Below are 24,282 nucleotides of genomic sequence, written 5' to 3'. Positions count from 1 at the left end.
ATTTTTATTGAATATTAATTAGTGATATCGCTGATTAATTGCTGCTGCACTTTTTTACGATTATCAATTTCAACCACGATTTCTTTGAATTTTTTATCCGTGAGCGGATAAAACCAGATAATGACGAATGCCAGTAGCATAAATCCGCAAGGTATTAAGGCTATTGATGTGCGGATGCCCATAATAACTTCCGGCGTTTGCGCCTGATTGGCGATATATCCGCTTAATCCCAAAATAAAGGCGGGAATTGAACCGCCTATTGCCTGGCCGCATTTGCGGGTAAATGAGAATAGCGAATAGGTAAGCCCTTCAATTCGCACGCCGGTCAGGTATTCACCGTATTCTACGGTATCAGCTTCCAGCGCCCACATCACGGTCATGGTAACGCCCTGACCAATTGAAGCGATGGCTAACGCGACCAACGCCACTGGCAGCGACCAGACGGAAACCCAGAAGAACAGCAAATAACCGCAGGTCCCCAGCAGAGCGCCAATCAGGAAAGTATTCTTTTTACCGATCCTGGCGACCATTCCTGGCACCAGCGGTGCCGACGCCACTGTACCGACCAGGTTTTGCACCAGTACCAGTACAGTAAACAGACCGGTGTCATTCAGCACATAGCGAACATAGAACAACGACGATGCGCTGACCGCGAAGGTCGAAATCAGCACACACAGTGCACCGATGCACAACATAAACAGCGGACGATTCCGTTTCAGCGTTTGCAGACTGATCTTCAAGGACGGCTGCGCCACGATACGTACCACATTCTCACGCGTCGATTTGAAGCAGATGAAGTAAAGCACCATACCGGCAATTGCCAGTACAATCGTCCAGAAATGGTACACCGACACCATCTCCTCCGGGCTGGAGTTTTTAATGCTCGGTCCTATCAGAAAAGCCAGACAGACAAATGTCAGCGAAGCGGCAATTCCTCGAGCCGCGCCCAGACGGGCGCGGGACTGCGGTTGTTGGGTCATCGCGGTAGCAAGTGAACCATAAGGAATATTCACCAGGCTGTAGCAAAGCCCGAGACCCATGTAGGTCAAATATGCATACACAACTTTGCTGCTATGACTCCAGTCGGTCGGCACCCAGAATACCAGCACGCTGAAGATCATTAACGGCGCAGTACCGAAGAGTAAAAACGGGCGGAATTTTCCCCAGCGGGTATTCATACTGTCCACCACTCGTCCGGCAAAGACGTCGGCGAAGGCATCGAATACCCGCACCAGTAACAGCATGGTGCCCGCCGCAGCGGCACCGACGCCAGCGACGTCGGTGTAGTAACTCAACAGGAAGAGCGCCCCCATTGCGAAGGCGAAGTTATTGGCGACGTCACCGAGGCTGTAGCCGACGATGGTGCGCCAGGAGAGTTGTTGATTCATTGTTTGCCTCCCTGCTGCGGTTTTTCACCGAAGTTCATGCCAGTCCAGCGTTTTTGCAGCAAGAAAGCCGCCGACTTCGGTTTGCTGTCGCGGGTGAAGATCCCTTTCTTGTTACCGCCAACGCGCAAAATGCCCTGCGAGGTTGCAAAATCGGCGAAATTCCATACCTGTTCACCGACGACGGCGCTGACGCGATCAAAGACGCGGTGATACATATCCAGCCATGCACACTGATACTCTTCACTCCACATGTCGGTGTACATCGAGTGCAGACCGGCTAACGTATCCACGCCGTATTCGGTGATGATAATCGGCTGATGCAGTTTCTCCTGCCAGGCCAGAAGTTCTTTTTCCAGTACCTTCTCTGCCGTTTCCAAATCGCCGCTTTGTACATACCAACCGTAATAACGGTTAAGACACAGCACATCGAAGAGATCGCTGATGGTATCGGTGTGAGCGTCACAGAACATCACATTGACGCAAGTGATCGGACGCGTTGGGTCGAGTTTACGCGTTGCTTCCGCCAGTGGCGCGAAATATTCCCGTGCACCTTGCGGGCGGGTATCCGGTTCATTGGCAATGCTCCACATCACCACGCTAGGATGGTTTTTGTCACGCGCAATCAGTTCTTTAATCGCCTGTAAGTGCGCCTGCTGGGTTTCCCCGTTGACCGCCTCTTCGCTGTAGAGTTCTTTCGGCTTGTTGCCCGCTTCGAAACCAATGCCTAAAGAGAGGTTAAAGCCGACAGCTGCAGTTTCATCAATCACCACAATGCCATGTTCGTCTGCCCAGTCGAGCATCTCTTCAGCGTAAGGGTAATGCGAGGTACGGTAAGAGTTGGCTCCAATCCAGTCCATTAATGCGTGGTCGTGCACCATCAGCACGTTATCGAATCCTTTGCCGCGTAAATCTGCATCTTCATGGCGACCAAAACCAGTGAAGTAAAACGGTTTGTGGTTGATCAGGAACTGTTCGCCACTCACTGCCACTGACCGGATACCGACGCGCAGTGGATAGATGTCGCACTCTGTCTGGCTTTTGGCTGTGACGTACAGTTCATAGAGATAACCTTCACCCGGTTGCCAGAGGTGCGGATTCACCACTTGCAAGGTTCCGTTGTTGCCTTGTCCTGTTGCAACAACCTGTTGATCCGCATCACGCAGTTCAACGCTGACATCACCATTTGCCACCACCTGCCAGTCAATAGACGCATGGTTACAGGCTTGCGCTACATGCGTCACCACGGTGATATCGTCTACCCAGGTGTTCGGCGTGGTGTAGAGCATTACGCTGCGATGGATCCCGGCGTAGTTAAAGAAATCATGGAAGTAAGACTGCTTTTTCTTACCGTTTTCGTCGGTAATCACCATTCCCGGCGGGATAGTCTGCCAGTTCAGTTCGTTGTTCACACAAACGGTGATACGTACACTTTTCCCGGCAATAACATATGGCGTGACATCGGCTTCAAACGGCGTATATCCCCCCTGATGCTCCATCACTTCCTGATTGTTTACCCACACTTTGCCGTAATGAGTGACCGCATCGAAACGCAGCACGATACGCTGGCCCGCCCAACCTTTAGGTATAAAGACTTCGCGCTGATACCAGACGTTACCCACATAATTACGAATATCCGCATCGGCGAACTGATCGTTAAAACTGCCCGGCACAGCAATTGCCCGGCTCTCTTGTAATGCGCTTTCCCACCAACGCTGATCAATTCCACTGTTTTCGCGATCCAGACTGAATGCCCACAGGCCGTCGAGTTTTTTGATTTCACGGGTTGGGGTTTCTACAGGACGTAACATAAGGGACTCCTCATTAAGATAAAAATACTGGTCAACCTTTAATCTGATTAGTTAACCAATTTTGAGATGTACACAGTTATCTGTGAGAAACCCATGGAAGAGAAATGGAAATAAAAAGAACTGACACCGCGATCAAAAAACCAAAAACTGCAATACCCACAGCGTGATACGGATCGATCGCATTAATCTTTAAAACAGCGTTGACAGAAGCCACAAAATAAGCAATCGAACGTTCATTCGAATGAGTTTTAAATGATAAATTCACGTGCCATATGGCTACTGTGTATGTGTTAACGGTGGTTTGGTGACGAAACGGAAAGAGTTTCTATGCAGGATTAAGCGGGCCAGTCTTCACCGACCCGCGAAAAGACAGAATCAGGATGCAGTTAAAATACCACCAATCATCGCGCGTAATCCCCGGGCGAATGACGCTTCACACGCCAGGTCTTCGGCTTCGATATCGGCCAGTACGCCATAGGTCAAATCCAGCAGTAAGCGAGAGGTCATTGCCGTGTTGATGTCAGGGTTTATCTCACCTTTTTGCTGGGCATCACGCATACGCTGGGCGATAAACTCCGTAATCGTCAGATGCTTATTCTTAAGCATGGCGGCGACCTGTGGATTGCGCATCCCTTCCGCCATAATCTCGACCACCAGCGCCCGCTGTCCAAAGGCTTCATGAGTGAGAGAAACTATCGACTCGACCATATAGTCAACGAAATGAATCCCTTCGATAGGTTCGCGGAAGCGGATCACCGCTCTCTCCTGATCCTGAAGGATAATCGCCTGAATTAAGGCTTCTTTAGAAATGAAATGGTGATAGAGCGTTCCTGGGCTTATGCCGCAAGATTTACAGATGGCTTTCATCGAGGCACTGTGAAATCCATTTTCTGAAAAAATCTCTCTGGCAGCATTGAGGATCCGGGTCCGTGTCGGTTGTGCTTCAGTCTGCATGTTATCCATCGTTAAACCATTATAGTTAGCGTGAATAAGTAGTTTACTGCTTTGCCATGCAAGCGCCTAACATTGCAGGTCAAATGTGCGAAGCCCCCCGCATTCGAGTATTATTCACACGATAATTGGTCAACCAGCAATCAAAATATGGCAACCAGTAGCGAGATGGATGCACTTTTCTGATAACCCATCAGCATCAGAAAACAACGCTGAGTTGCGTTGTTTTCTGGTTTATTTGAATTAATTGAGTTCCTGTACCCCACCGCCAGAGACAGTGAGAATTTGTCCACTTATCCAGCCGGCTGCGGGTGAACACAAGAACAACGCCGCATTAGCAATATCTTGCGGTTGGCCCAGACGTCTGATTGGCGTGTGTTGCAACATTTTTTGTTCGATTTCTGGTGTAATAACGGATTTGAGGGCATCCGTTAATATTGCTCCCGGCGCAATACCATTCACCCGAATATTTTTTTCACCCAGGTCAAACGCCATATTCCTGACCAGATGACTGGCCGCAGCTTTAGATGACGCATACGAGGTCATGTTTTTATTTTTATTTTCTGCCGCCATGGAAGTGATAGTCAGAATAACGCCACCGCCATTTTTTTCCATTTCTGGCGCAATGAGTTGTGAAAGATGGAAAAAAGAAAAGACATTCAGTTCATAAGCGCGGCGAAAATCCGCCATTGGCATATCAAATGGCTTAGGACCACCGCCACCGGCGTTGTTAACCAGAATATCAACTTTACCCAGTTTACTGATGGCAAAGTCTGCCAGAGCGGATAATTCCTGTTCGGACGTAATATCACAGCGCCACGCAAATGCCTGACCACCCAGTTGTTGAATTTCATCTACAACATGATTAGCTGCATCGGCGTTAATATCGCTGACAACTACAGATGCACCTGCTGTCGCGAATGTAATGGCGATTTCTTTACCAATACCTGCACCCGCACCGGTGATGATGGCACATTTTCCGTCGAGTCTCAGGTTGTCAGAATTAAACACATAAACCTCCTGTGAACTTCAGTAAAAATAAAAGGCACCGCCTGTGTGCCACATTTTTTATCATTAACCTTGAGGAAAGGACACTACCAGGTATAGCAGATAAAGAGAGGATTATTTCGCCGCAATGAGCCGGGCGGGGATAATAAGATTACGTGAATGCGTCTCTTCATGGGTGATTTTTTGCATCATGCGATCTGCAAGTGTTGTACCAAGTTCCCGCGCAGGTGTACTTGCCCAGGTAACGGGTATGTCATCAAGTGTGGTTTGCGTCGCATCGGTAAATGCCGCCAGCGAAACCTGTTGCTCAAAGTAACGATCGACTCCGCTCTCCCCGCTTTGCCGCCCTGCTTTCAGCAAACCAAACCATGCCCCCATCGCAATAGTTTCGTTATAGCAAACCACGGCGCTGATAGTCGGGTTACGGCGCAAAAGTGCTGTGATAGCTTCCGCAGCTTGTTTCTGGCTGGAAGTGCACTCCAGTACCCAATCGCTGTGAAACGGCAGGCCAAATTTTAATAATGTCGCGCAATATCCCCCCACCCGCTCCGCGCGGGTTAATGAGGAACTTTGCCCTCCCAACCAGGCGATACGCTGATGTCCATTGCGAATGAGATGCTCCGTCAATAACTGCGCAGCCTGCATGTTGTCCGGGCGAACAGTATCGACATCATCAAGATAACTGGCACGGGAAGCGAAAATCACCGGGATACCTTTTTCTTCTGCCATCCGCCGCAGGCCATCGCTGCTTCCCGCCGCACCGGCAATCACTACACCATCGACGCCCTGGTTGAGCAACAGTGAGAACCGCTGTGCCAACTGCTCGCCGTCTTTACCGCCGTGAAGCAAAAAAACCATCCGCCCCTGCGCCTCCAGAGCTTCCGTCAATCCGGCCGTTAATTCAGCGTAAAATGACGTAGATAAATCACGGACGATCAAACCAATGACGCCGCTTTGCCCGCCGCGCAGTGCCGACGCCTGGCGATTGCGCACAAATCCCAGCTCTTCAATCGCTGCGTTAACCCGTTCCCCCGTAGCGGTAGATATTCGTCCTTTCCCGCTAAGTACCAGCGAAACGGTACTGACCGACACGCCCGCAGCCAGCGCAACATCATGAATGGTGATTTTTTTGGCGGTAGCCATACAGATGACCTACTCCCTGATTTTTGTGACAGATAAAACGTTTTACCTTTAATTTATCTTATACCCGCTATTATCGTCGCGTAATGTGATTTATGCCTCACTAAAGTTTGATAAAACGTTTTATCTTCTCGCGCAATTTATTGAATCCAGACTGTTCTTAACAAGGAGTCGTTTTATGACGGCGAAAACAGCACCGAAAGTCACGCTGTGGGAATTTTTCCAGCAGTTAGGCAAAACCTTTATGTTACCCGTCGCATTACTGTCGTTCTGCGGCATTATGTTAGGGATTGGTAGTTCCCTTAGTAGCCATGATGTCATCACCCTCATCCCGGCATTGGGTAACCCCGTGTTGCAGGCTATATTTACCTGGATGAGTAAAATTGGCTCGTTCGCTTTTAGCTTTCTGCCGGTGATGTTCTGTATTGCGATCCCGCTAGGGCTGGCGCGCGAGAACAAAGGCGTAGCGGCGTTCGCTGGTTTCGTGGGTTATACGGTAATGAACCTGGCGGTTAACTTCTGGTTGACCAATAAAGGCATTCTGCCAACCACCGATGCAGCTGTTCTGAAAGCCAATAACATCCAGAGCATTCTTGGGATCCAGTCGATCGACACCGGGATCCTCGGTGCGGTGATCGCCGGTATTATCGTCTGGATGCTGCATGAGCGTTTTCATAATATCCGCCTGCCGGATGCGCTGGCATTCTTCGGCGGTACGCGCTTCGTGCCAATTATCTCCTCGCTGGTGATGGGGCTTGTCGGTCTGGTGATTCCATTAGTCTGGCCGATTTTTGCCATGGGTATTAGCGGCTTAGGTCATATGATCAACAGCGCGGGTGATTTCGGACCTATGCTGTTTGGTACGGGTGAACGTCTGCTATTGCCGTTTGGTCTGCATCACATTCTGGTGGCATTAATTCGCTTTACTGACGCGGGCGGCACGCAGGAAGTCTGTGGACAAACCGTCAGCGGCGCACTCACCATCTTCCAGGCGCAATTAAGCTGCCCGACCACTCACGGTTTCTCTGAAAGCGCCACGCGTTTCCTCTCCCAAGGTAAAATGCCTGCGTTCCTCGGCGGTCTGCCAGGTGCTGCATTAGCCATGTATCACTGTGCTCGCCCGGAAAACCGTCATAAAATTAAAGGCCTACTGATTTCTGGCCTGATCGCCTGTGTTGTTGGCGGCACCACCGAACCGCTGGAGTTCTTGTTCCTGTTCGTAGCGCCAGTTCTCTACGTCATCCACGCGCTGTTAACCGGCCTCGGCTTCACCGTCATGTCTGTGCTCGGCGTCACCATCGGTAATACCGATGGCAATATCATCGATTTTGTGGTGTTCGGTATTTTGCATGGCCTGTCGACTAAGTGGTACATGGTGCCAGTGGTGGCGGCAATCTGGTTTGTCGTTTACTACGTCATCTTCCGTTTCGCTATCACCCGCTTCAATCTGAAAACACCGGGTCGCGACAGTGAAATCGCCAGCTCAATCGAAAAAGCCGTTACCGGTGCGCCGGGTAAATCGGGTTACAACGTTCCGGCAATCCTCGAAGCCTTAGGCGGTGCCGACAATATTGTCAACCTGGATAACTGCATTACCCGTCTGCGTTTGTCTGTGAAAGATATGTCGCTTGTTAATGTGCAGGCGCTAAAGGACAATCGGGCAATTGGCGTAGTACAACTTAATCAACATAACCTGCAGGTTGTTATCGGGCCGCAAGTTCAGTCAGTAAAAGACGAAATGGCTGGTCTGATGCGTACTGTTCAGGCATAAGGATAAAATATGTTCGATTTTTCAAAGGTCGTGGATCGTCATGGGACATGGTGTACACAGTGGGACTATGTCGCTGACCGTTTCGGCACTGCTGACCTGTTACCGTTCACGATTTCAGACATGGATTTTGCCACCGCCCCCTGCATTATCGAGGCGCTTAATCAACGTCTGATGCACGGTGTATTTGGCTACAGCCGCTGGAAAAACGATGAGTTTCTCGCGGCTATTGCCCACTGGTTCTCCACCCAGCATAACACCGCCATTGATACGCAGTCGGTGGTTTATGGTCCTTCTGTTATCTATATGGTGTCGGAATTGATTCGCCAGTGGTCTGCTGTCGGTGAAGGTGTAGTGATCCATACCCCAGCTTACGACGCATTTTACAAAGCCATCGAAGGTAATCAGCGCACCGTGATGCCCGTTGCTTTAGAGAAACGAGCAGACGGCTGGTTTTGCGATATGACCAAACTGGAAGCGGTGTTGGCAAAACCGGAGTGTAAAATTATGCTCCTGTGTAGCCCACAGAACCCCACCGGTAAGGTCTGGAGTTATGACGAACTGGAGATAATGGCAGACCTGTGCGAGCGGCATGATGTGCGTGTTATCTCCGATGAAATCCATATGGATATGGTATGGGGCGAGCAACCGCATATTCCCTGGAGTAACGTGGCGCGCGGAAACTGGGCGCTGCTGACCTCTGGCTCAAAAAGCTTCAACATACCCGCTCTGACCGGAGCCTACGGCATCATTGAAAATAGCGATAGTCGCGAGACGTATTTATCGGCACTGAAAGGTCGTGATGGATTGTCCTCACCAGCCGTACTGGCGCTTACCGCCCATATTGCCGCCTATCAACAAGGCGCGCCGTGGCTGGATGCCTTACGTGTCTATCTGCAAGACAATCTGACATATATCGCAAATACGATGAATGCAGCGTTCCCGGAACTCAACTGGCAGCTCCCACAATCCACTTATCTGGCCTGGCTTGATCTACGTCCGTTGAATATCGACGACAACGCATTGCAAAAAGCCCTGATTGAGCAAGAAAAAGTAGCGATCATGCCGGGATATACCTACGGTGAAGAGGGTCGTGGCTTTGTTCGTCTCAATGCCGGATGCCCGCGTTCAAAACTGGAAAAAGGTATTGCCGGTTTGATTAACGCCATCCGAACTGTACGCTGATTACGATTGCGCAATCGTAGATTTTTACCCAGTTTTGTTTTTATAATGGTGCGCACTTTTATATACAGAAAAAGAGTGCGACCATGATTGATACCACCCTGCCATTAACCGATATCCATCGCCACCTTGATGGCAACATTCGTCCCCAGACCATTCTTGAACTTGGCCGCCAGTATAATATCTCGCTTCCTGCACAGTCCCTGGACACGTTGATCCCTCACGTTCAGGTCATCGCCAACGAACCCGATCTGGTTAGCTTTCTGACCAAACTTGACTGGGGCGTTAAAGTTCTTGCCACGCTCGACGCCTGCCGTCGCGTGGCGTTTGAAAATATAGAAGATGCTGCCCGTAATGGCCTGCACTATGTTGAACTGCGTTTTTCGCCGGGTTATATGGCGATGGCGCATCAGTTGCCTGTCGTAGGCGTCGTTGAAGCAGTCATTGATGGCGTACGTGAAGGTTGCCGCACCTTTGGCGTGCAGGCGAAACTTATCGGAATTATGAGCCGAACCTTTGGCGAAGCCGCCTGTCAGCAAGAGCTGGAAGCATTTTTAGCTCATCGCGATCAGATTACCGCACTGGATTTAGCCGGTGATGAGCTTGGTTTCCCGGGGAGTCTGTTCCTTTCTCACTTCAATCGCGCGCGTGATGCAGGCTGGCATATTACTGTCCATGCGGGCGAAGCCGCCGGGCCAGAAAGCATCTGGCAGGCTATTCGTGAACTGGGGGCGCAGCGTATTGGACATGGCGTAAAAGCCATTGAAGATCGGGCGCTGATGGATTTCCTCGCTGAACAGCAAATTGGTATTGAATCTTGTCTGACCTCAAATATTCAGACCAGCACCGTAGCGTCTCTGGCGGCACATCCGCTGAAAACGTTCCTTGAGCATGGTATTTGTGCCAGCATTAACACTGACGATCCAGGCGTACAGGGCGTGGATATCATTCACGAATATACCGTTGCCGCGCCGGCTGCTGGGTTATCCCGCGAGCAAATCCGCCAGGCGCAGATTAATGGTCTGGAAATGGCTTTCCTCAGTGCAGAGGAAAAACGCGCACTGAAAGAAAAAGTAGCGGGGAAATAAGAACATGCCTGATAAGACGCGTAAGCGTCGTATCAGGCATTAAACTCATCAAGAATGTCTACATTATTTACGCCAGACACAGCGTCGCGCGATGTTTGGCGGATTCAATGCCCAGCTCAATCAGCTCCATCACCTGGATTGCCTGACTTGCCGGAACCGGATTTTCTCCATCGCCATTCAACGCATCTCGAATAGCAGCATAGTAAGCCGGATAATTTCCCGGCACCGTCAGCAGTGTTTCTTCGACACGTTCTTCACCTTCAACGCGGGTAAGTACGCCGTCACGCATATCGTAGCCCCAATCCTCTTGTGGCAGACGCTCGCCATTTTTCAAGCGTTCTTCCTGTGGATCGAGGCCATATTTAATATAGCTGCCGCGAGAGCCATGAACGATATAACGCGCCGACTCTGCCGCCGCCAGCATAGTGCCGTGTAAAATAACCCGCCGTTGTGGATAGGACAAAATGGCGTGGAAATAATCGGTCGACTGCGCTCCTGGACGTAACTGTGCTAAATCCACGGTCATGCTGACAGGTAAGCCAAACAACGTAATGGCCTGATCGAGCAGATGCGGTGCCAGATCGTACCAGATACCGCTGCCAGGACCGCCCTGTTCACGCCAGCGATCGCGTACCTGCGGACGGAAACGATCAAAATGTGACTCAAAGTAAGCAACCTCACCCAGCACACCTTCCGCAAGTAATCCTTTCAGCGTCAGAAAATCACTGTCCCAGCGACGGTTATGAAACACGGACAACACGCGTCCAAGGCTTTTTGCCAGCGCATCCAGTTCTCGCGCTTGTGACAGTGTCACGGTAAAGGGCTTATCAACGACTACGTGTTTACCCGCTTCCAGCGCCGCTTTTGCTAACGGAAAATGAGTATCGTTGGGCGTAGGAATGACAATCAGGTCAATATTGGGATCATTAAAGAGATGCTTCGGTTCAGAGACAACCGTAACCGTTGGCCAGTCGGCCTTTACTTTTGTTTCGTCACTGCTGGAGATAACTGCCAGCTCCAGCCCGGGCGTGCCCGCAATCAGGGGCGCATGGAAGGTTTTACTCGCATAACCGTACCCAATCAACCCAACACGGATGTTGTCGCTCATGTCATTGCCTCTCATTGAAGTATGATTGCTATTTGACACTATCCTTTACCCTCTCTCAACAGTTTAATAACCTGCCAGCAATAAGGGATGTTATTTAACTTAAGTCAAAAAAATAGCTAATTTTCCGAAGGAAAAAGATAAATATCGCAAAAACATCAGTAAAAATCTTGCTGGCGCAATTATTGCTAAGTAACATTTACGGCCTTAGTTAATGGATCAACATAGATGTGGGCAGTAATGAATCGTCTTATTGAATTAACAGGTTGGATCGTTCTTGTTGTTTCAGTCATTCTTCTTGGCGTGGCGAGTCACATTGACAACTACCAGCCGCCAGAACAGAGTACCCAGGTGCAACACAAGTAATCTCTGCGTTTGCAAGACAACATGCAGCCATTCGGGTGCATGTTTTAACTTGACAGGTATTTAAACCAGGAATTTATTATCTTGCTCGATGGAGTTGACGATTGTCAGGAATAGTAAAGCGCGTTACTCTTTTATTAGCAGTATTTCATCCCTGAATATTTGCCATCAGCACATTCTTATTATTGTTATTGCAAAAGCGTTCACCGCTGGTGAAATTTTATCATAACATATAATACCTACCACTTTGGTATTAGTTATTTTATGGATCTTTTATGACTGCTCAGGAATACTTATTAAAGTTTCGTAAAATCAATTCTCTCGAAAGTCTGGAAAAACTCTACGACCACCTTAATTACACCCTGACGGACGATCAGGATATTATCAATATGTATCGCGCAGCCGATCACCGCCGTGCTGAACTGGTCTCTGGCGGTCGATTGTTTGACCTTGGCCAGGTTCCAAAGTCCGTCTGGCACTATGTTCAATAAAGAAAGTAGCGATTGGTTATAAAAGCCTTATAATAACGCCCCTAAAATTAGATTTGCCTGTTTGCTGTCGCTATTCTGGAGAACGTATGATCACCACAACGCCACAACGTATTGGAGGCTGGTTGCTTGGGCCATTGGCCTGGCTGTTAGTCGCCCTATTGAGTACGACGCTGGCGTTGTTGCTGTACTATGCAGCGTTATCCTCTCCTCAAACATTTAAAACGCTCGGCGAACAAACACTGACGACGCAAATCTTATGGGGCGTTTCGTTTATTACCGCTATTGCCATGTGGTATTACACCTTGTGGTTAACTATCGCGTTCTTTAAACGCCGGCGTTGTGTTCCTAAACACTATATTATCTGGTTACTGATTTCCGTATTACTGGCGGTTAAAGCCTTTGCGTTTTCGCCAGTTGAAGATGGTGTCGCCGTTCGCCAGTTGCTGTTTACTTTGCTGGCAACCGCATTGATCGTCCCCTATTTCAAACGCTCGTCGCGGGTGAAAGCGACGTTTGTGAATCCGTAATAACCTTACAGTTAACCTGTTGTCGCCTGCTCTGGATTAACGGATAATAGGCGGCTTTTTTATTTCAGGCCGAAAAATGACTGACTACCTGTTACTGTTTGTCGGAACTGTACTGGTCAATAACTTTGTACTGGTCAAGTTTCTGGGGCTTTGCCCGTTTATGGGCGTTTCCAAAAAGCTGGAAACCGCAATGGGCATGGGGCTGGCAACAACATTTGTGATGACGCTGGCGTCTATTTGCGCCTGGCTTATCGACACGTGGATTTTGATCCCGCTCGATCTGATTTACCTGCGCACCCTGGCCTTTATTCTGGTGATTGCTGTAGTCGTGCAGTTCACCGAGATGGTGGTACGTAAAACCAGCCCGGTGCTTTACCGACTGCTGGGGATTTTTCTACCGCTTATCACCACCAACTGTGCGGTGCTCGGCGTGGCATTGCTGAATATCAATCTCGGACACAATTTCTTGCAGTCGGCACTGTACGGTTTTTCTGCTGCTGTCGGCTTCTCGCTGGTGATGGTGCTTTTCGCCGCCATTCGCGAACGCCTTGCTGTGGCTAATGTCCCGGCACCTTTTCGCGGTAATGCCATTGCTCTCATTACCGCAGGTCTTATGTCTCTGGCCTTTATGGGCTTTAGTGGTTTGGTGAAGTTGTAATGAATGCTATCTGGATTGCCGTTGCCGCCGTGAGCCTGCTGGGTCTGGCGTTTGGCGCCATTCTGGGTTATGCCTCCCGCCGTTTTGCGGTGGAAGACGATCCGGTCGTTGAGAAAATTGACGAAATCTTACCGCAGAGCCAGTGTGGGCAGTGCGGTTATCCTGGCTGTCGCCCCTATGCCGAAGCCATCAGCTGCAATGGTGAAAAAATCAACCGCTGCGCCCCTGGCGGCGAAGCTGTAATGCTAAAAATTGCCGAACTGCTTAATGTCGAGCCGCAGCCGCTGGATGGCGATGCGCAAGAGTTGACGCCTGCGCGGATGGTGGCGGTTATTGATGAAAATAACTGTATTGGCTGCACCAAGTGCATTCAGGCGTGTCCGGTAGACGCCATCGTTGGCGCTACCCGTGCCATGCATACGGTAATGAGTGAGCTCTGTACGGGCTGCAATTTATGCGTTGACCCGTGCCCGACGCACTGCATCTCGTTGCAACCGGTCGCAGAAACGCCTGACTCCTGGAAATGGGATCTGAACACCATTCCCGTGCGCATTATTCCCGTGGAACACCATGCTTAAGTTATTCTCTGCATTCAAAAAAAATAAAATCTGGGATTTCAACGGCGGCATCCATCCACCGGAGATGAAAACCCAGTCCAACGGTACTCCCCTGCGCCAGGTTCCACTGGCGCAGCGTTTTGTCATTCCACTGAAACAGCATATTGGCGCTGAAGGTGAGCTGTGCGTTAGCGTCGGCGATAAAGTATTGCGCGGCCAGCCGCTTACCCGTGGTCGCGGTAAAATGCTGCCAGTTCACGCGCCAACGTCTGGCATTGTTACGGCTATTGCGCCCCATTCTACGGCTCATCCTTCAGCCTTAGCTGAATTAAGCGTGATTATTGATGCCGATGGTGAAGATTGCTGGTTCCCACGTGACGGCTGGATCGATTACCGCTCACGCAGTCGGGAAGAATTAATTGAACGCATTCATCAGTTTGGCGTCGCAGGGCTGGGTGGTGCGGGCTTCCCGACAGGCGTTAAATTGCAGGGCGGCGGCGATAAAATCGAAACCTTGATTATTAATGCAGCCGAGTGCGAACCGTATATTACCGCCGATGACCGTCTGATGCAGGATTGCGCAGCTCAGGTGGTGGAAGGCATTCGCATTCTTGCGCATATCTTACAGCCGCGCGAAATTCTTATCGGTATTGAAGATAACAAACCGCAGGCGATTTCCATGCTTCGCGCGGTGCTGGCGGACTCCCACGATATTTCTCTGCGGGTGATTCCAACCAAATATCCTTCCGGCGGCGCCAAACAGTTAACGTACATCCTGACCGGGAAACAAGTGCCGCACGGCGGTCGCTCGTCGGATATCGGCGTGTTAATGCAAAACGTTGGCACGGCTTACGCAGTAAAACGCGCAGTAATCGATGGTGAACCGATTACCGAGCGCGTGGTGACGCTGACCGGAGAAGCGATTGCACGTCCAGGCAACGTCTGGGCGCGTCTGGGTACGCCGGTGCGTCATTTATTGAACGATGCCGGATTCTGCCCTTCTGCCGATCAAATGGTGATAATGGGCGGCCCACTGATGGGCTTTACCTTACCGTGGCTGGATGTACCGGTAGTTAAAATCACCAACTGCCTGTTAGCTCCGTCCGCCAGTGAACTGGGCGAACCGCAGGAAGAACAAAGCTGCATCCGCTGTAGCGCCTGTGCCGATGCCTGCCCTGCGGATCTTTTGCCGCAGCAGTTGTACTGGTTCAGCAAAGGTCAACAGCACGACAAAGCCACCACGCATAACATTGCCGACTGCATTGAATGCGGTGCCTGCGCGTGGGTTTGCCCGAGTAATATTCCCCTGGTGCAATATTTCCGTCAGGAAAAAGCCGAGATTGCCGCCATTCGTCAGGAAGAGAAACGCGCCGCAGAAGCTAAAGCGCGTTTTGAAGCTCGTCAGGCACGCCTGGAACGCGAAAAAGCGGCGCGTCTTGAACGACATAAGAGCGCAGCAGTCCAACCGGCAGCCAAAGACAAAGATGCGATTGCTGCCGCACTGGCACGTGTGAAAGAAAAACAAACTCAGGCCACGCAACCGATTGTGATTAAAGCGGGTGAACGCCCGGATAACAGCGCGATTATTGCGGCACGGGAAGCCCGTAAAGCACAAGCCAGAGCAAAACAGGCAGAATTGCAGCAAACTAACGACACCGCAACCGTTGCTGATCCACGTAAAGCGGCAGTAGAAGCCGCAATTGCTCGAGCTAAAGCACGCAAGCTGGAACAACAACCTGCTAACGAATTGCCGCAGGAACAGGTTGACCCGCGCAAAGCCGCCGTCGAAGCCGCTATCGCCCGCGCTAAAGCACGCAAGCTGGAGCAGCAGCAGGCAAACGCAAAACCAGAAGAACAGGTTGACCCGCGCAAAGCCGCCGTTGAAGCTGCTATCGCCCGCGCCAAAGCACGCAAGCTGGAGCAGCAGCAGACAAACGCAGAACCAGAAGAACAGGTTGACCCGCGCAAAGCCGCTGTCGAAGCTGCTATCGCCCGTGCCAAAGCACGCAAGCTGGAGCAGCAGCAGACAAACGCAGAACCAGAAGAACAGGTTGACCCGCGCAAAGCGGCAGTTGCTGCGGCTATCGCCCGCGTTCAGGCCAAAAAAGCCGCTCAGCAAAAGGTTGTAAACGAGGACTAAATGGTATTCAGAATAGCTAGCTCCCCTTATACCCATAACCAGCGCCAGACATCGCGCATTATGTTGCTGGTACTGATCGCAGCCGTGCCCGGAATCGCTGCGCAACTTTGGTTTTTTGGCTGGGGTACTCTCGTTCAGATCCTCCTGGCGTCGGTCAGTGCACTTTTAGCCGAAGCTCTTGTGCTGAAACTGCGCAAACAGCCTGTTTCCACAACCTTAAAAGATAATTCGGCGCTTTTAACAGGGCTGTTACTCGCCGTAAGTATTCCGCCCCTCGCACCATGGTGGATGGTCGTGCTGGGTACGGTGTTTGCGGTGATCATCGCTAAACAGTTGTACGGAGGTCTGGGGCAAAACCCGTTTAACCCGGCGATGATTGGCTATGTGGTCTTACTGATCTCCTTCCCGGTGCAGATGACCAGCTGGCTGCCACCGCATGAAATTGCGGTCAACATCCCTGGCTTCATCGACGCCATACAGGTTATCTTCAGCGGTCATACTGCCAGCGGCGGTGATATGAACACGCTACGCTTAGGTATTGATGGCATTAGCCAGGCAACGCCACTGGATACGTTCAAAACTTCTGTCCGCGCCGGTCATTCGGTTGAGCAGATTATGCAGTATCCGATCTACAGCGGTATTCTGGCGGGTGCTGGTTGGCAATGGGTAAACCTCACCTGGCTGATTGGCGGCGTGTGGTTGCTATGGCAGAAAGCGATTCGCTGGCATATTCCGGTCAGCTTCTTAGTAACGCTGGCGTTATGCGCAACGTTGGGCTGGTTGTTCTCACCAGAAACACTGGCATCACCGCAAATTCACCTGCTGTCTGGCGCGACCATGCTCGGCGCATTCTTTATTCTGACCGATCCGGTGACCGCTTCTACGACCAATCGTGGTCGTCTGATTTTCGGTGCACTGGCGGGCTTATTAGTCTGGTTGATCCGCAGTTTCGGCGGCTATCCTGACGGCGTGGCTTTTGCTGTCTTGCTGGCGAACATCACGGTTCCTCTGATCGATTACTACACGCGTCCGCGCGTCTACGGCCATCGCAAAGGATAAACCATGCTGAAAACTATCCGAAAACACGGTATTACACTGGCGCTGTTTGCTGCGGGTTCAACAGGTTTAACGGCGGCCATCAACCAGATGACCAAAACGACGATTGCTGAACAGGCCAGCCTGCAACAAAAGGCGTTATTTGATCAGGTGTTGCCAGCCGAACGCTATAACAATGCGCTGGCGCAGAGTTGCTACCTGGTGACGGCACCAGAGTTAGGTAAAGGTGAGCATCGGGTTTACATCGCTAAACAGGATGACAAGCCGGTAGCCGCCGTTCTGGAAGCGACCGCGCCGGATGGCTATTCCGGTGCGATTCAGCTACTGGTCGGAGCCGACTTTAACGGCACGGTACTTGGCACTCGCGTGACAGAACATCACGAAACGCCAGGGCTTGGCGATAAAATCGAACTGCGCCTTTCAGACTGGATCACCCATTTTGCGGGTAAAAAAATCAGCGGTGCTGACGACGCGCACTGGGCGGTGAAGAAAGATGGCGGTGATTTTGACCAGTTTACTGGGGCGACTATTACGCCTCGCGCGGTGGTGAATGCGGTAAAACGCGCCGGATTGTACGCTCAGACGTTACCGGCACAACTTTCTCAACTTCCTGCCTGTGGAGAATAAACCGTGAGCGAAATTAAAGATGTTATTGTTCAGGGGTTATGGAAGAACAACTCCGCACTGGTTCAGTTGCTTGGCCTCTGCCCACTGCTGGCGGTCACGTCCACTGCCACCAACGCTCTGGGTTTAGGGCTTGCGACGACACTGGTGCTGACGCTTACCAACCTGACTATCTCGACGCTGCGTCACTGGACGCCAGCTGAGATCCGTATCCCCATTTACGTCATGATCATCGCCTCGGTGGTCAGCGCCGTACAGATGCTGATCAACGCCTACGCCTTCGGCCTGTATCAATCGTTAGGGATTTTTATTCCACTGATTGTCACTAACTGTATCGTTGTGGGTCGCGCTGAAGCCTTCGCCGCCAAAAAAGGTCCGGCGCTTTCGGCTCTTGATGGTTTTTCGATAGGCATGGGCGCAACCTGCGCAATGTTTGTGCTGGGTTCACTACGCGAAATCATCGGCAACGGAACGTTGTTTGACGGTGCCGATGCGCTGTTGGGTAACTGGGCAAAAGTATTGCGGGTGGAGATCTTCCACACTGATTCCCCTTTCCTGCTGGCAATGTTACCACCAGGCGCATTTATTGGTCTGGGACTGATGCTGGCAGTGAAATATCTGATTGATGAAAAAATGAAAAAGCGCCGCGCTGAAGCAATCGCCGAACGCGGCTTGCCGAACGGTGAAACAGGGAATGTCTGATGAACAAAGCAAAACGCCTGGAGATCCTCACACGTCTGCGTGAGAACAATCCTCACCCCACAACCGAGCTTAATTTCAGTTCGCCTTTTGAATTGCTGATTGCCGTACTGCTTTCCGCTCAGGCCACCGATGTCAGCGTTAATAAGGCGACGGCGAAGCTCTACCCGGTGGCTAATACGCCTGCGGCAATGCTCGAACTGGGTGTTGAAGGCGTAAAAACGTATATCAAAACTATTGGGTTATATAACAGCAAAGCGGAAAATATCATTAAGACCTGCCGTATCTTACTGGAACAGCATAATGGCGAAGTTCCGGAAGATCGCGCGGCGCTGGAGGCCTTACCCGGCGTTGGACGTAAAACAGCTAACGTGGTGTTGAATACCGCTTTCGGTTGGCCGACCATCGCTGTAGATACCCACATTTTCCGGGTCTGCAACCGCACCCAATTTGCGCCAGGAAAAAATGTCGAGCAGGTTGAGGAAAAATTGCTGAAAGTGGTTCCGGCAGAATTTAAAGTCGATTGCCACCACTGGTTAATCCTTCATGGGCGTTATACCTGCATTGCCCGCAAGCCGCGCTGTGGCTCCTGCATTATTGAAGATCTTTGTGAATACAAAGAGAAAGTTGACATCTGACACAAATAGATGGTGGCGTCTACCCATCCATTACCTTTCCTTATCTTCTTCAAAAACATCCCTCTAACGTTAATGATGCCGCCTCGCTGCGGCATCATCAGGCAATCCGTTTGTGAATAACCAAAAATGCAGGTTAATTGTTTTTTTAATAGCGAAATTTTCTATCTATTCGTGATCAAGATCACACTGATACTGAAATGTAAAAAGAATGCATTTTAAAAGTTAAATTTGACAAAGCATTGATTCAATCCGTCCTGAAACCTACAAAACATTACACTGGCTATTTTTCAGATAATGGACTATCCCACTACATAAAACACCTTATAGCAGAACATATCGCCAAACTGGAATTATTACCCTGTCTCAGTAGTGAAAAAATCTGCCTTTACGTTTTTTGAAAAATTTAACGCTGGATAACATTTCCCGGAGCCGATGAATTCTCCACGTCAGTTATATGTAACAGATTATTACAAAGGACTTGTCTGAAAGTGCAAGATAGTGAACATTACCTGCCGTTTCCCCTCCCACTATAACAATTGCGCGTATGTTTTTTAGACATCACGCGAGAAAGCACCCCCGTTAATATGGGATGTAAAAAAAGAGGTAAAAGTGTCCACTGCAAACCAAAAACCAACAGAAAGCGTCAGTTTGAACGCTTTCAAACAACCGAAGGCGTTCTATCTCATCTTCTCGATTGAGTTATGGGAACGTTTTGGTTATTACGGCCTACAAGGAATTATGGCTGTCTACCTGGTTAAACAACTGGGTATGTCTGAAGCGGATTCAATCACCCTTTTCTCTTCCTTTAGCGCCCTGGTTTATGGTCTGGTCGCTATCGGCGGCTGGTTAGGTGACAAGGTACTGGGTACTAAACGCGTTATTATGCTTGGTGCTATTGTACTGGCCATTGGTTATGCGCTGGTTGCATGGTCTGGTCACGACGCCGGTATCGTCTATATGGGTATGGCGGCTATTGCCGTAGGTAACGGCCTGTTTAAAGCCAACCCGTCTTCGCTGCTCTCTACTTGCTATGAGAAAAACGACCCGCGTCTGGACGGTGCATTTACCATGTACTACATGTCCGTCAACATCGGTTCTTTCTTCTCTATGATTGCAACCCCATGGCTGGCTGCCAAATATGGCTGGAGCGTCGCGTTCGCCCTTAGCGTAGTAGGTCTGTTAATCACTATCGTTAACTTCGCCTTCTGCCAACGCTGGGTTAAGCAGTACGGCTCAAAACCTGACTTTGAACCAGTCAACTACCGTAACCTGCTGCTGACCATTATTGGTGTTGTAGCCCTGATCGCAGTTGCAACCTGGCTGCTGCACAACCAGGAAGTAGCACGTATGGCGCTGGGCGTTGTTGCCCTGGGTATCGTGGTTATCTTCGGTAAAGAAGCGTTCGCCATGAAAGGTGCTGCGCGTCGTAAAATGATCGTCGCCTTCATCCTGATGCTTGAAGCAATCATCTTCTTCGTGCTGTACAGCCAGATGCCGACGTCGCTGAACTTCTTTGCGATTCGTAACGTTGAACACACTATTCTTGGTCTGGCCGTCGAGCCAGAGCAGTATCAGGCGCTGAACCCATTCTGGATCATCATTGGTAGCCCGATTCTGGCCGCTATCTATAACAAGATGGGCGATACCCTGCCGATGCCGACCAAGTTTGCAATCGGTATGGTGATGTGTTCTGGTGCGTTCCTGATCCTGCCGCTGGGTGCGAAATTCGCGTCTGACGCCGGTATCGTTTCTGTAAGCTGGCTGGTAGCTAGCTACGGCCTGCAAAGTATCGGTGAACTGATGATCTCTGGTCTGGGTCTGGCGATGGTTGCACAGCTCGTTCCGCAGCGTCTGATGGGCTTCATTATGGGTAGCTGGTTCCTGACCACTGCCGGTGCAAACCTGATTGGTGGTTATGTTGCGGGTATGATGGCTGTTCCGGATAACGTAACCGATCCGCTGATGTCGCTGGAAGTGTATGGTCGCGTGTTCTTGCAGATTGGTGTCGCCACTGCCGTTATTGCTGTGCTGATGCTGCTGACCGCGCCGAAACTGCATCGCATGACCCAGGACGATGCTGCAGACAAAGCGGCGAAAGCTGCCGTAGCGTAAATTTCAGGGAAACTCTTTTACAAGCCGCTAACTTTTCGTTAGCGGCTTTTTTTTTGTTCAGCAACGCACTACCATACTTTAAACCACAGCCAAAAGGAGTTACCGATGAAACTGTTCTACAAACCGGGCGCCTGCTCTCTTGCTTCCCATATCACCCTGCGTGAGAGCGGAAAGGACTTTACGCTCGTCAGTGTGGATTTGATGAAAAAACGTCTCGAGAACGGTGATGATTACTTTGCCATTAACCCTAAGGGACAGGTTCCTGCGTTGCTACTGGACGATGGTACTTTGCTGACGGAAGGCGTAGCAATTATGCAGTATCTTGCTGACAGTGTTCCCGACCGCCAGTTGCTGGCATCGGTAAACAGTATTTCTCGCTATAAAACCATCGAATGGCTGAACTATATCGCCACCGAATTGCATAAAGGGTTCACACCACTGTTCCGCCCGGATACCCCGGAAGAGTATAAACAGGCTGCCCGTGCACAACTGGAGAAAAAGCTGCAGTATGTTAACGACGCGCTGAAAGATGAGCACTGGATATGCGGGCAACGTTTCACCATCGCTGACGCCTATCTGTTTACGGTTCTGCGCTGGGCATACGCGGTGAAACTGAATCTGGAGGGTTTAGAGCACATTGCAGCCTTTATGCAGCGTATGGCTGAAAGACCGGCGGTGAAAGCCGCGTTGACGGCGGAAGGCTTGCAGTAATCGTCATCGGCCCACAGGAAGCTGTGGGCCGAGGTATTTCAGAGCTTCGTTGCGCTGAAATAGTGTTCCGGTTTAGCTATACGATCTTGCGCGGCAACCACCTGCAGTTCATATTCCTGCATTGCTTTGGTGGTTACCATAATTTCGTATACTGCCGCCGTCACGTGTTCCAGTGCCTCCTGCAGCGTTGCCCCCTGCAACAATTTCACCAGCAGTAAACCGCTCGTCACATCACCAACACCTACCGGCTGGCGCATACCGAAATCGACCAGCGGACGGCTGATATGCCAAGCTTCATCAGCAGTAACCAGCAGCATTTCAAAACGTTCGCGGCTGTAGCCCGCACGTGCAAGGTGTTTAACCAATACGATTTGTGGCCCTTGCGCAATAAGCTCACGCGCAGCGTTAACGGCCTCTTCGACGTTATGTACTGGATGTTCACAAAGAATTTCCAGCTCGACCAGATTCGGCGCGATGATATCGCTGGCTGGCATACCGTGACGGACATGAAATTCCGCCACGCCTGGCGCAACGATGCAACCTTTTTCCGGGTGCCCCATTACGGGATCGCAAAAATATTTCGCTTGTGGATTCGCCGCTTTTATCTGACGGACAATACCGAGGATATGTTCGCCCTGCTCCGCCGATCCCAGATAACCACTGAGTACGGCATCACAGGTGTGTAATTTATCAATGGCGGCAATGCCCTGCACAATTTCGGTTAAATGGCTGGGCGGCATCACACAGCCAGTCCATTTGCCGTATTGAGTATGATTAGAAAATTGAACGGTATTCAGCGGCCAGACATTCGCGCCCAGGCGGCGCATTGGAAACTCTGCCGCACTGTTACCCGCATGACCATAAACAACGTGAGACTGGATAGCGAGAATATTTTTCATTGTGCTCCCTGTATAAAAATCAGGGGAGTGATTTCTCACTCCCCCTTTCCACTTAGTGCATTATTTCCAGCAAATCAGACAGTAATTCTTTTTGCCGCGACGCAGTAAGGTATAACGGCCAAACAGGCGATCTTCTTCTTTAAAGAAGTATTCAGGATCGGACTGTTTTTCACCGTTAATGGTGATGGCATTGGAGGCAATAGTTTTACGCGCCTGACCACGGGAAGGTTGCAGTTCAGAATCGACCAGCGCCTGCATCAGATCAGCGCCTTTTTCCATTTCAACCATCGGTACGCCGTCCTGCGCCAGCTGTTCAAAGTCCGCTTCGCTAAGCGCACTCAAGGAACCGCTGAACAGACATTCGGTAATACGTTTCGCGGCTTGCAAACCTTCTTCACCGTGAACCAGACGCGTCACCTGCTCCGCCAGCACATACTGGGCGCGCGGTGCTTTGCCGCTGTTTTTATCTTCTTCTTCCAGGGCGTTGATCTCTTCAATGCTCATGAAAGTGAAGAACTTCAGGAAGCGGTAAACGTCGGCATCAGCGGTGTTGATCCAGAACTGGTAGAACTTGTACGGACTGGTCTTCTTCGGATCCAGCCATACTGCGCCGCCTTCAGTTTTACCAAATTTGGTGCCGTCAGCCTTGGTGATCAGCGGAACGGTCAGGCCAAACACCTGATTCTGATGCAGGCGACGGGTCAGATCGATACCAGAGGTGATGTTACCCCACTGGTCAGAACCGCCAATCTGCAACGTAACACCATACTGTTTATTCAGACAGGCAAAGTCATAGCCCTGCAACAGGTTGTAAGAAAACTCGGTGAACGAAATACCCTGATCTTCACGGTTGAGACGCTGCTTAACCGCTTCTTTGTTGATCATCTGGTTAACGGAGAAGTGCTTACCGATATCGCGCAGGAAAGTCAGCACATTCATATTGCCGAACCAGTCATAGTTGTTCGCGGCGATAGCAGAGTTTTCTCCACAGTCGAAATCGAGGAACGGGGCAACCTGCTTGCGGATTTTGTCCACCCACTCCTGAACAGTTTCTTCGGTGTTCAGCTTACGCTCGGCAGCTTTGAAGCTTGGGTCGCCAATCAGACCTGTCGCGCCGCCTACCAGCGCAACCGGCTTGTGGCCCGCCTGCTGGAAGCGTTTCAGGCATAACAATGGAACAAGATGCCCCAAATGCAAGCTGTCAGCGGTAGGGTCGAAGCCGCAATAGAGCGCGATCGGGCCTTGCGCCAGTCGCTCTGCTAACGCTTCTTCGTCCGTCACCTGGGCCACCAGCCCCCGCTCTTGCAATTGTTTAATCAAGTTACTGCTTGCCATCAAAATCTCCATGTATATAACGACTGCACCTTTG

At 50.6% G+C, this 24,282-nt stretch carries 23 protein-coding genes; 15 read left to right on the top strand and 8 right to left on the bottom strand.

What is annotated here, in order from left to right; translation table 11 throughout:
* Positions 1-14: 14 nt before the first annotated feature.
* The 5 genes from uidB to malI form a co-directional block, all read right to left on the bottom strand.
* Positions 15-1,388 carry a glucuronide transporter gene (uidB, locus tag A7Z29_RS02660; RefSeq protein ID WP_105289746.1) on the bottom strand — a complete coding sequence of 458 codons (1,374 nt, stop codon included), beginning with the start codon at positions 1,386-1,388 and terminating at the stop codon, positions 15-17.
* Positions 1,385-3,196 (bottom strand): beta-glucuronidase, encoded by a 1,812-nt coding sequence (uidA, locus tag A7Z29_RS02655; protein ID WP_105289745.1) that lies wholly within the window; start codon positions 3,194-3,196, stop codon positions 1,385-1,387. Before uidA ends, uidB begins: the two co-directional genes overlap by 4 nt.
* Positions 3,197-3,571: 375 nt before the next feature.
* Positions 3,572-4,159, bottom strand: a complete 588-nt coding sequence (gene uidR / locus A7Z29_RS02650) for a DNA-binding transcriptional regulator UidR (RefSeq protein WP_000369705.1) — start codon at positions 4,157-4,159, stop codon at positions 3,572-3,574.
* 231 nt (positions 4,160-4,390) lie between these two features.
* Complete coding sequence (hdhA, locus tag A7Z29_RS02645) at positions 4,391-5,158, bottom strand: 7-alpha-hydroxysteroid dehydrogenase (protein ID WP_000483367.1); 768 nt, start codon at positions 5,156-5,158, stop codon at positions 4,391-4,393.
* A 111-nt stretch (positions 5,159-5,269) separates the two neighbouring features.
* Positions 5,270-6,298, bottom strand: coding sequence for a mal regulon transcriptional regulator MalI (malI, locus tag A7Z29_RS02640; protein ID WP_000179525.1), 1,029 nt, complete (start codon positions 6,296-6,298; stop codon positions 5,270-5,272).
* A 175-nt stretch (positions 6,299-6,473) separates the two neighbouring features.
* On the opposite strand from malI, the gene malX reads away from it, so the two are divergent.
* From malX to add, 3 genes are all read left to right on the top strand, one after another.
* Positions 6,474-8,066: a PTS maltose transporter subunit IICB gene (malX, locus tag A7Z29_RS02635; protein ID WP_105289744.1), complete on the top strand. Its 1,593-nt coding sequence runs from the start codon at positions 6,474-6,476 to the stop codon at positions 8,064-8,066.
* A gap of 9 nt (positions 8,067-8,075) precedes the next feature.
* Positions 8,076-9,248: a bifunctional maltose regulon transcriptional repressor/cystathionine beta-lyase MalY gene (malY, locus tag A7Z29_RS02630; protein ID WP_105289743.1), complete on the top strand. Its 1,173-nt coding sequence runs from the start codon at positions 8,076-8,078 to the stop codon at positions 9,246-9,248.
* Positions 9,249-9,331: 83 nt separating this feature from the next.
* Positions 9,332-10,333 carry an adenosine deaminase gene (add, locus tag A7Z29_RS02625; protein ID WP_105289742.1) on the top strand — a complete coding sequence of 334 codons (1,002 nt, stop codon included), beginning with the start codon at positions 9,332-9,334 and terminating at the stop codon, positions 10,331-10,333.
* A 67-nt stretch (positions 10,334-10,400) separates the two neighbouring features.
* Here the strand turns inward: add and A7Z29_RS02620 are convergent, their stop codons facing one another.
* Complete coding sequence (locus A7Z29_RS02620; protein WP_001282509.1) at positions 10,401-11,441, bottom strand: oxidoreductase; 1,041 nt, start codon at positions 11,439-11,441, stop codon at positions 10,401-10,403.
* A 237-nt stretch (positions 11,442-11,678) separates the two neighbouring features.
* Between A7Z29_RS02620 and blr the strand changes: the two genes are divergently transcribed.
* The 12 genes from blr (at position 11,679) to gstA (ending at position 22,014) form a co-directional block, all read left to right on the top strand.
* Positions 11,679-11,804, top strand: coding sequence for a division septum protein Blr (gene blr / locus A7Z29_RS02615; RefSeq protein WP_032155957.1), 126 nt, complete (start codon positions 11,679-11,681; stop codon positions 11,802-11,804).
* A 272-nt stretch (positions 11,805-12,076) separates the two neighbouring features.
* Positions 12,077-12,292 (top strand): transcription modulator YdgT, encoded by a 216-nt coding sequence (ydgT, locus tag A7Z29_RS02605; RefSeq protein ID WP_000126621.1) that lies wholly within the window; start codon positions 12,077-12,079, stop codon positions 12,290-12,292.
* 86 nt (positions 12,293-12,378) lie between these two features.
* A complete protein-coding gene (locus A7Z29_RS02600) occupies positions 12,379-12,819 on the top strand; it encodes a DUF2569 domain-containing protein (RefSeq protein ID WP_105289741.1) in 441 nt (146 codons plus the stop codon).
* A 76-nt stretch (positions 12,820-12,895) separates the two neighbouring features.
* A complete protein-coding gene (rsxA, locus tag A7Z29_RS02595; RefSeq protein WP_000133182.1) occupies positions 12,896-13,477 on the top strand; it encodes an electron transport complex subunit RsxA in 582 nt (193 codons plus the stop codon).
* Positions 13,477-14,055 carry an electron transport complex subunit RsxB gene (gene rsxB / locus A7Z29_RS02590; protein ID WP_000991800.1) on the top strand — a complete coding sequence of 193 codons (579 nt, stop codon included), beginning with the start codon at positions 13,477-13,479 and terminating at the stop codon, positions 14,053-14,055. The genes rsxA and rsxB overlap by 1 nt, the downstream gene beginning before the upstream one ends.
* Entirely contained in the window at positions 14,048-16,174 is a 2,127-nt protein-coding gene (gene rsxC / locus A7Z29_RS02585; RefSeq protein ID WP_105289740.1) for an electron transport complex subunit RsxC, read from the top strand. The genes rsxB and rsxC overlap by 8 nt, the downstream gene beginning before the upstream one ends.
* A complete protein-coding gene (gene rsxD, locus A7Z29_RS02580) occupies positions 16,175-17,233 on the top strand; it encodes an electron transport complex subunit RsxD (RefSeq protein ID WP_032225245.1) in 1,059 nt (352 codons plus the stop codon).
* A 3-nt stretch (positions 17,234-17,236) separates the two neighbouring features.
* Positions 17,237-17,857 (top strand): electron transport complex subunit RsxG, encoded by a 621-nt coding sequence (gene rsxG, locus A7Z29_RS02575; protein WP_000920784.1) that lies wholly within the window; start codon positions 17,237-17,239, stop codon positions 17,855-17,857.
* A 3-nt stretch (positions 17,858-17,860) separates the two neighbouring features.
* On the top strand, positions 17,861-18,556 hold the full coding sequence (gene rsxE, locus A7Z29_RS02570; RefSeq protein ID WP_001289640.1) for an electron transport complex subunit RsxE: 696 nt from the start codon (positions 17,861-17,863) through the stop codon (positions 18,554-18,556).
* Complete coding sequence (gene nth / locus A7Z29_RS02565; protein WP_001030339.1) at positions 18,556-19,191, top strand: endonuclease III; 636 nt, start codon at positions 18,556-18,558, stop codon at positions 19,189-19,191. The genes rsxE and nth overlap by 1 nt, the downstream gene beginning before the upstream one ends.
* Before the next feature lie 609 nt (positions 19,192-19,800).
* On the top strand, positions 19,801-21,303 hold the full coding sequence (dtpA, locus tag A7Z29_RS02555) for a dipeptide/tripeptide permease DtpA (protein WP_000100947.1): 1,503 nt from the start codon (positions 19,801-19,803) through the stop codon (positions 21,301-21,303).
* A 105-nt stretch (positions 21,304-21,408) separates the two neighbouring features.
* Positions 21,409-22,014, top strand: coding sequence for a glutathione transferase GstA (gene gstA / locus A7Z29_RS02550; protein WP_000765735.1), 606 nt, complete (start codon positions 21,409-21,411; stop codon positions 22,012-22,014).
* A 38-nt stretch (positions 22,015-22,052) separates the two neighbouring features.
* Here gstA and pdxY read toward each other — a convergent pair whose 3' ends face one another.
* Both pdxY and tyrS read right to left on the bottom strand, forming a co-directional pair.
* Positions 22,053-22,913 (bottom strand): pyridoxal kinase PdxY, encoded by an 861-nt coding sequence (gene pdxY, locus A7Z29_RS02545; RefSeq protein WP_000789746.1) that lies wholly within the window; start codon positions 22,911-22,913, stop codon positions 22,053-22,055.
* Positions 22,914-22,973: 60 nt separating this feature from the next.
* Positions 22,974-24,248, bottom strand: coding sequence for a tyrosine--tRNA ligase (tyrS, locus tag A7Z29_RS02540; protein ID WP_001516333.1), 1,275 nt, complete (start codon positions 24,246-24,248; stop codon positions 22,974-22,976).
* Positions 24,249-24,282 lie beyond the last annotated feature (34 nt).

Origin of the sequence: Escherichia sp. MOD1-EC6842 (assembly GCF_002965705.1) — a bacterium.
Lineage (GTDB): Bacteria > Pseudomonadota > Gammaproteobacteria > Enterobacterales > Enterobacteriaceae > Escherichia > Escherichia ruysiae.
Note: the sequence above shows the minus strand (reverse complement) of the source record. Positions and strands in the feature narration are given on the sequence as shown.

Coding starts and splice junctions, on each gene's coding strand:
- A7Z29_RS02620 (WP_001282509.1), bottom strand. CDS start 11,441: ATGAGCGACAACATCCGTGTTGGGTTGATTGGGTACGGTTATGCGAGT.
- malI (WP_000179525.1), bottom strand. CDS start 6,298: ATGGCTACCGCCAAAAAAATCACCATTCATGATGTTGCGCTGGCTGCG.
- pdxY (WP_000789746.1), bottom strand. CDS start 22,913: ATGAAAAATATTCTCGCTATCCAGTCTCACGTTGTTTATGGTCATGCG.
- gstA (WP_000765735.1), top strand. CDS start 21,409: ATGAAACTGTTCTACAAACCGGGCGCCTGCTCTCTTGCTTCCCATATC.
- rsxA (WP_000133182.1), top strand. CDS start 12,896: ATGACTGACTACCTGTTACTGTTTGTCGGAACTGTACTGGTCAATAAC.
- nth (WP_001030339.1), top strand. CDS start 18,556: ATGAACAAAGCAAAACGCCTGGAGATCCTCACACGTCTGCGTGAGAAC.
- rsxC (WP_105289740.1), top strand. CDS start 14,048: ATGCTTAAGTTATTCTCTGCATTCAAAAAAAATAAAATCTGGGATTTC.
- rsxB (WP_000991800.1), top strand. CDS start 13,477: ATGAATGCTATCTGGATTGCCGTTGCCGCCGTGAGCCTGCTGGGTCTG.
- A7Z29_RS02600 (WP_105289741.1), top strand. CDS start 12,379: ATGATCACCACAACGCCACAACGTATTGGAGGCTGGTTGCTTGGGCCA.
- uidA (WP_105289745.1), bottom strand. CDS start 3,196: ATGTTACGTCCTGTAGAAACCCCAACCCGTGAAATCAAAAAACTCGAC.
- add (WP_105289742.1), top strand. CDS start 9,332: ATGATTGATACCACCCTGCCATTAACCGATATCCATCGCCACCTTGAT.
- ydgT (WP_000126621.1), top strand. CDS start 12,077: ATGACTGCTCAGGAATACTTATTAAAGTTTCGTAAAATCAATTCTCTC.
- rsxD (WP_032225245.1), top strand. CDS start 16,175: ATGGTATTCAGAATAGCTAGCTCCCCTTATACCCATAACCAGCGCCAG.
- malY (WP_105289743.1), top strand. CDS start 8,076: ATGTTCGATTTTTCAAAGGTCGTGGATCGTCATGGGACATGGTGTACA.
- rsxG (WP_000920784.1), top strand. CDS start 17,237: ATGCTGAAAACTATCCGAAAACACGGTATTACACTGGCGCTGTTTGCT.
- uidB (WP_105289746.1), bottom strand. CDS start 1,388: ATGAATCAACAACTCTCCTGGCGCACCATCGTCGGCTACAGCCTCGGT.
- blr (WP_032155957.1), top strand. CDS start 11,679: ATGAATCGTCTTATTGAATTAACAGGTTGGATCGTTCTTGTTGTTTCA.
- malX (WP_105289744.1), top strand. CDS start 6,474: ATGACGGCGAAAACAGCACCGAAAGTCACGCTGTGGGAATTTTTCCAG.
- tyrS (WP_001516333.1), bottom strand. CDS start 24,248: ATGGCAAGCAGTAACTTGATTAAACAATTGCAAGAGCGGGGGCTGGTG.
- uidR (WP_000369705.1), bottom strand. CDS start 4,159: ATGGATAACATGCAGACTGAAGCACAACCGACACGGACCCGGATCCTC.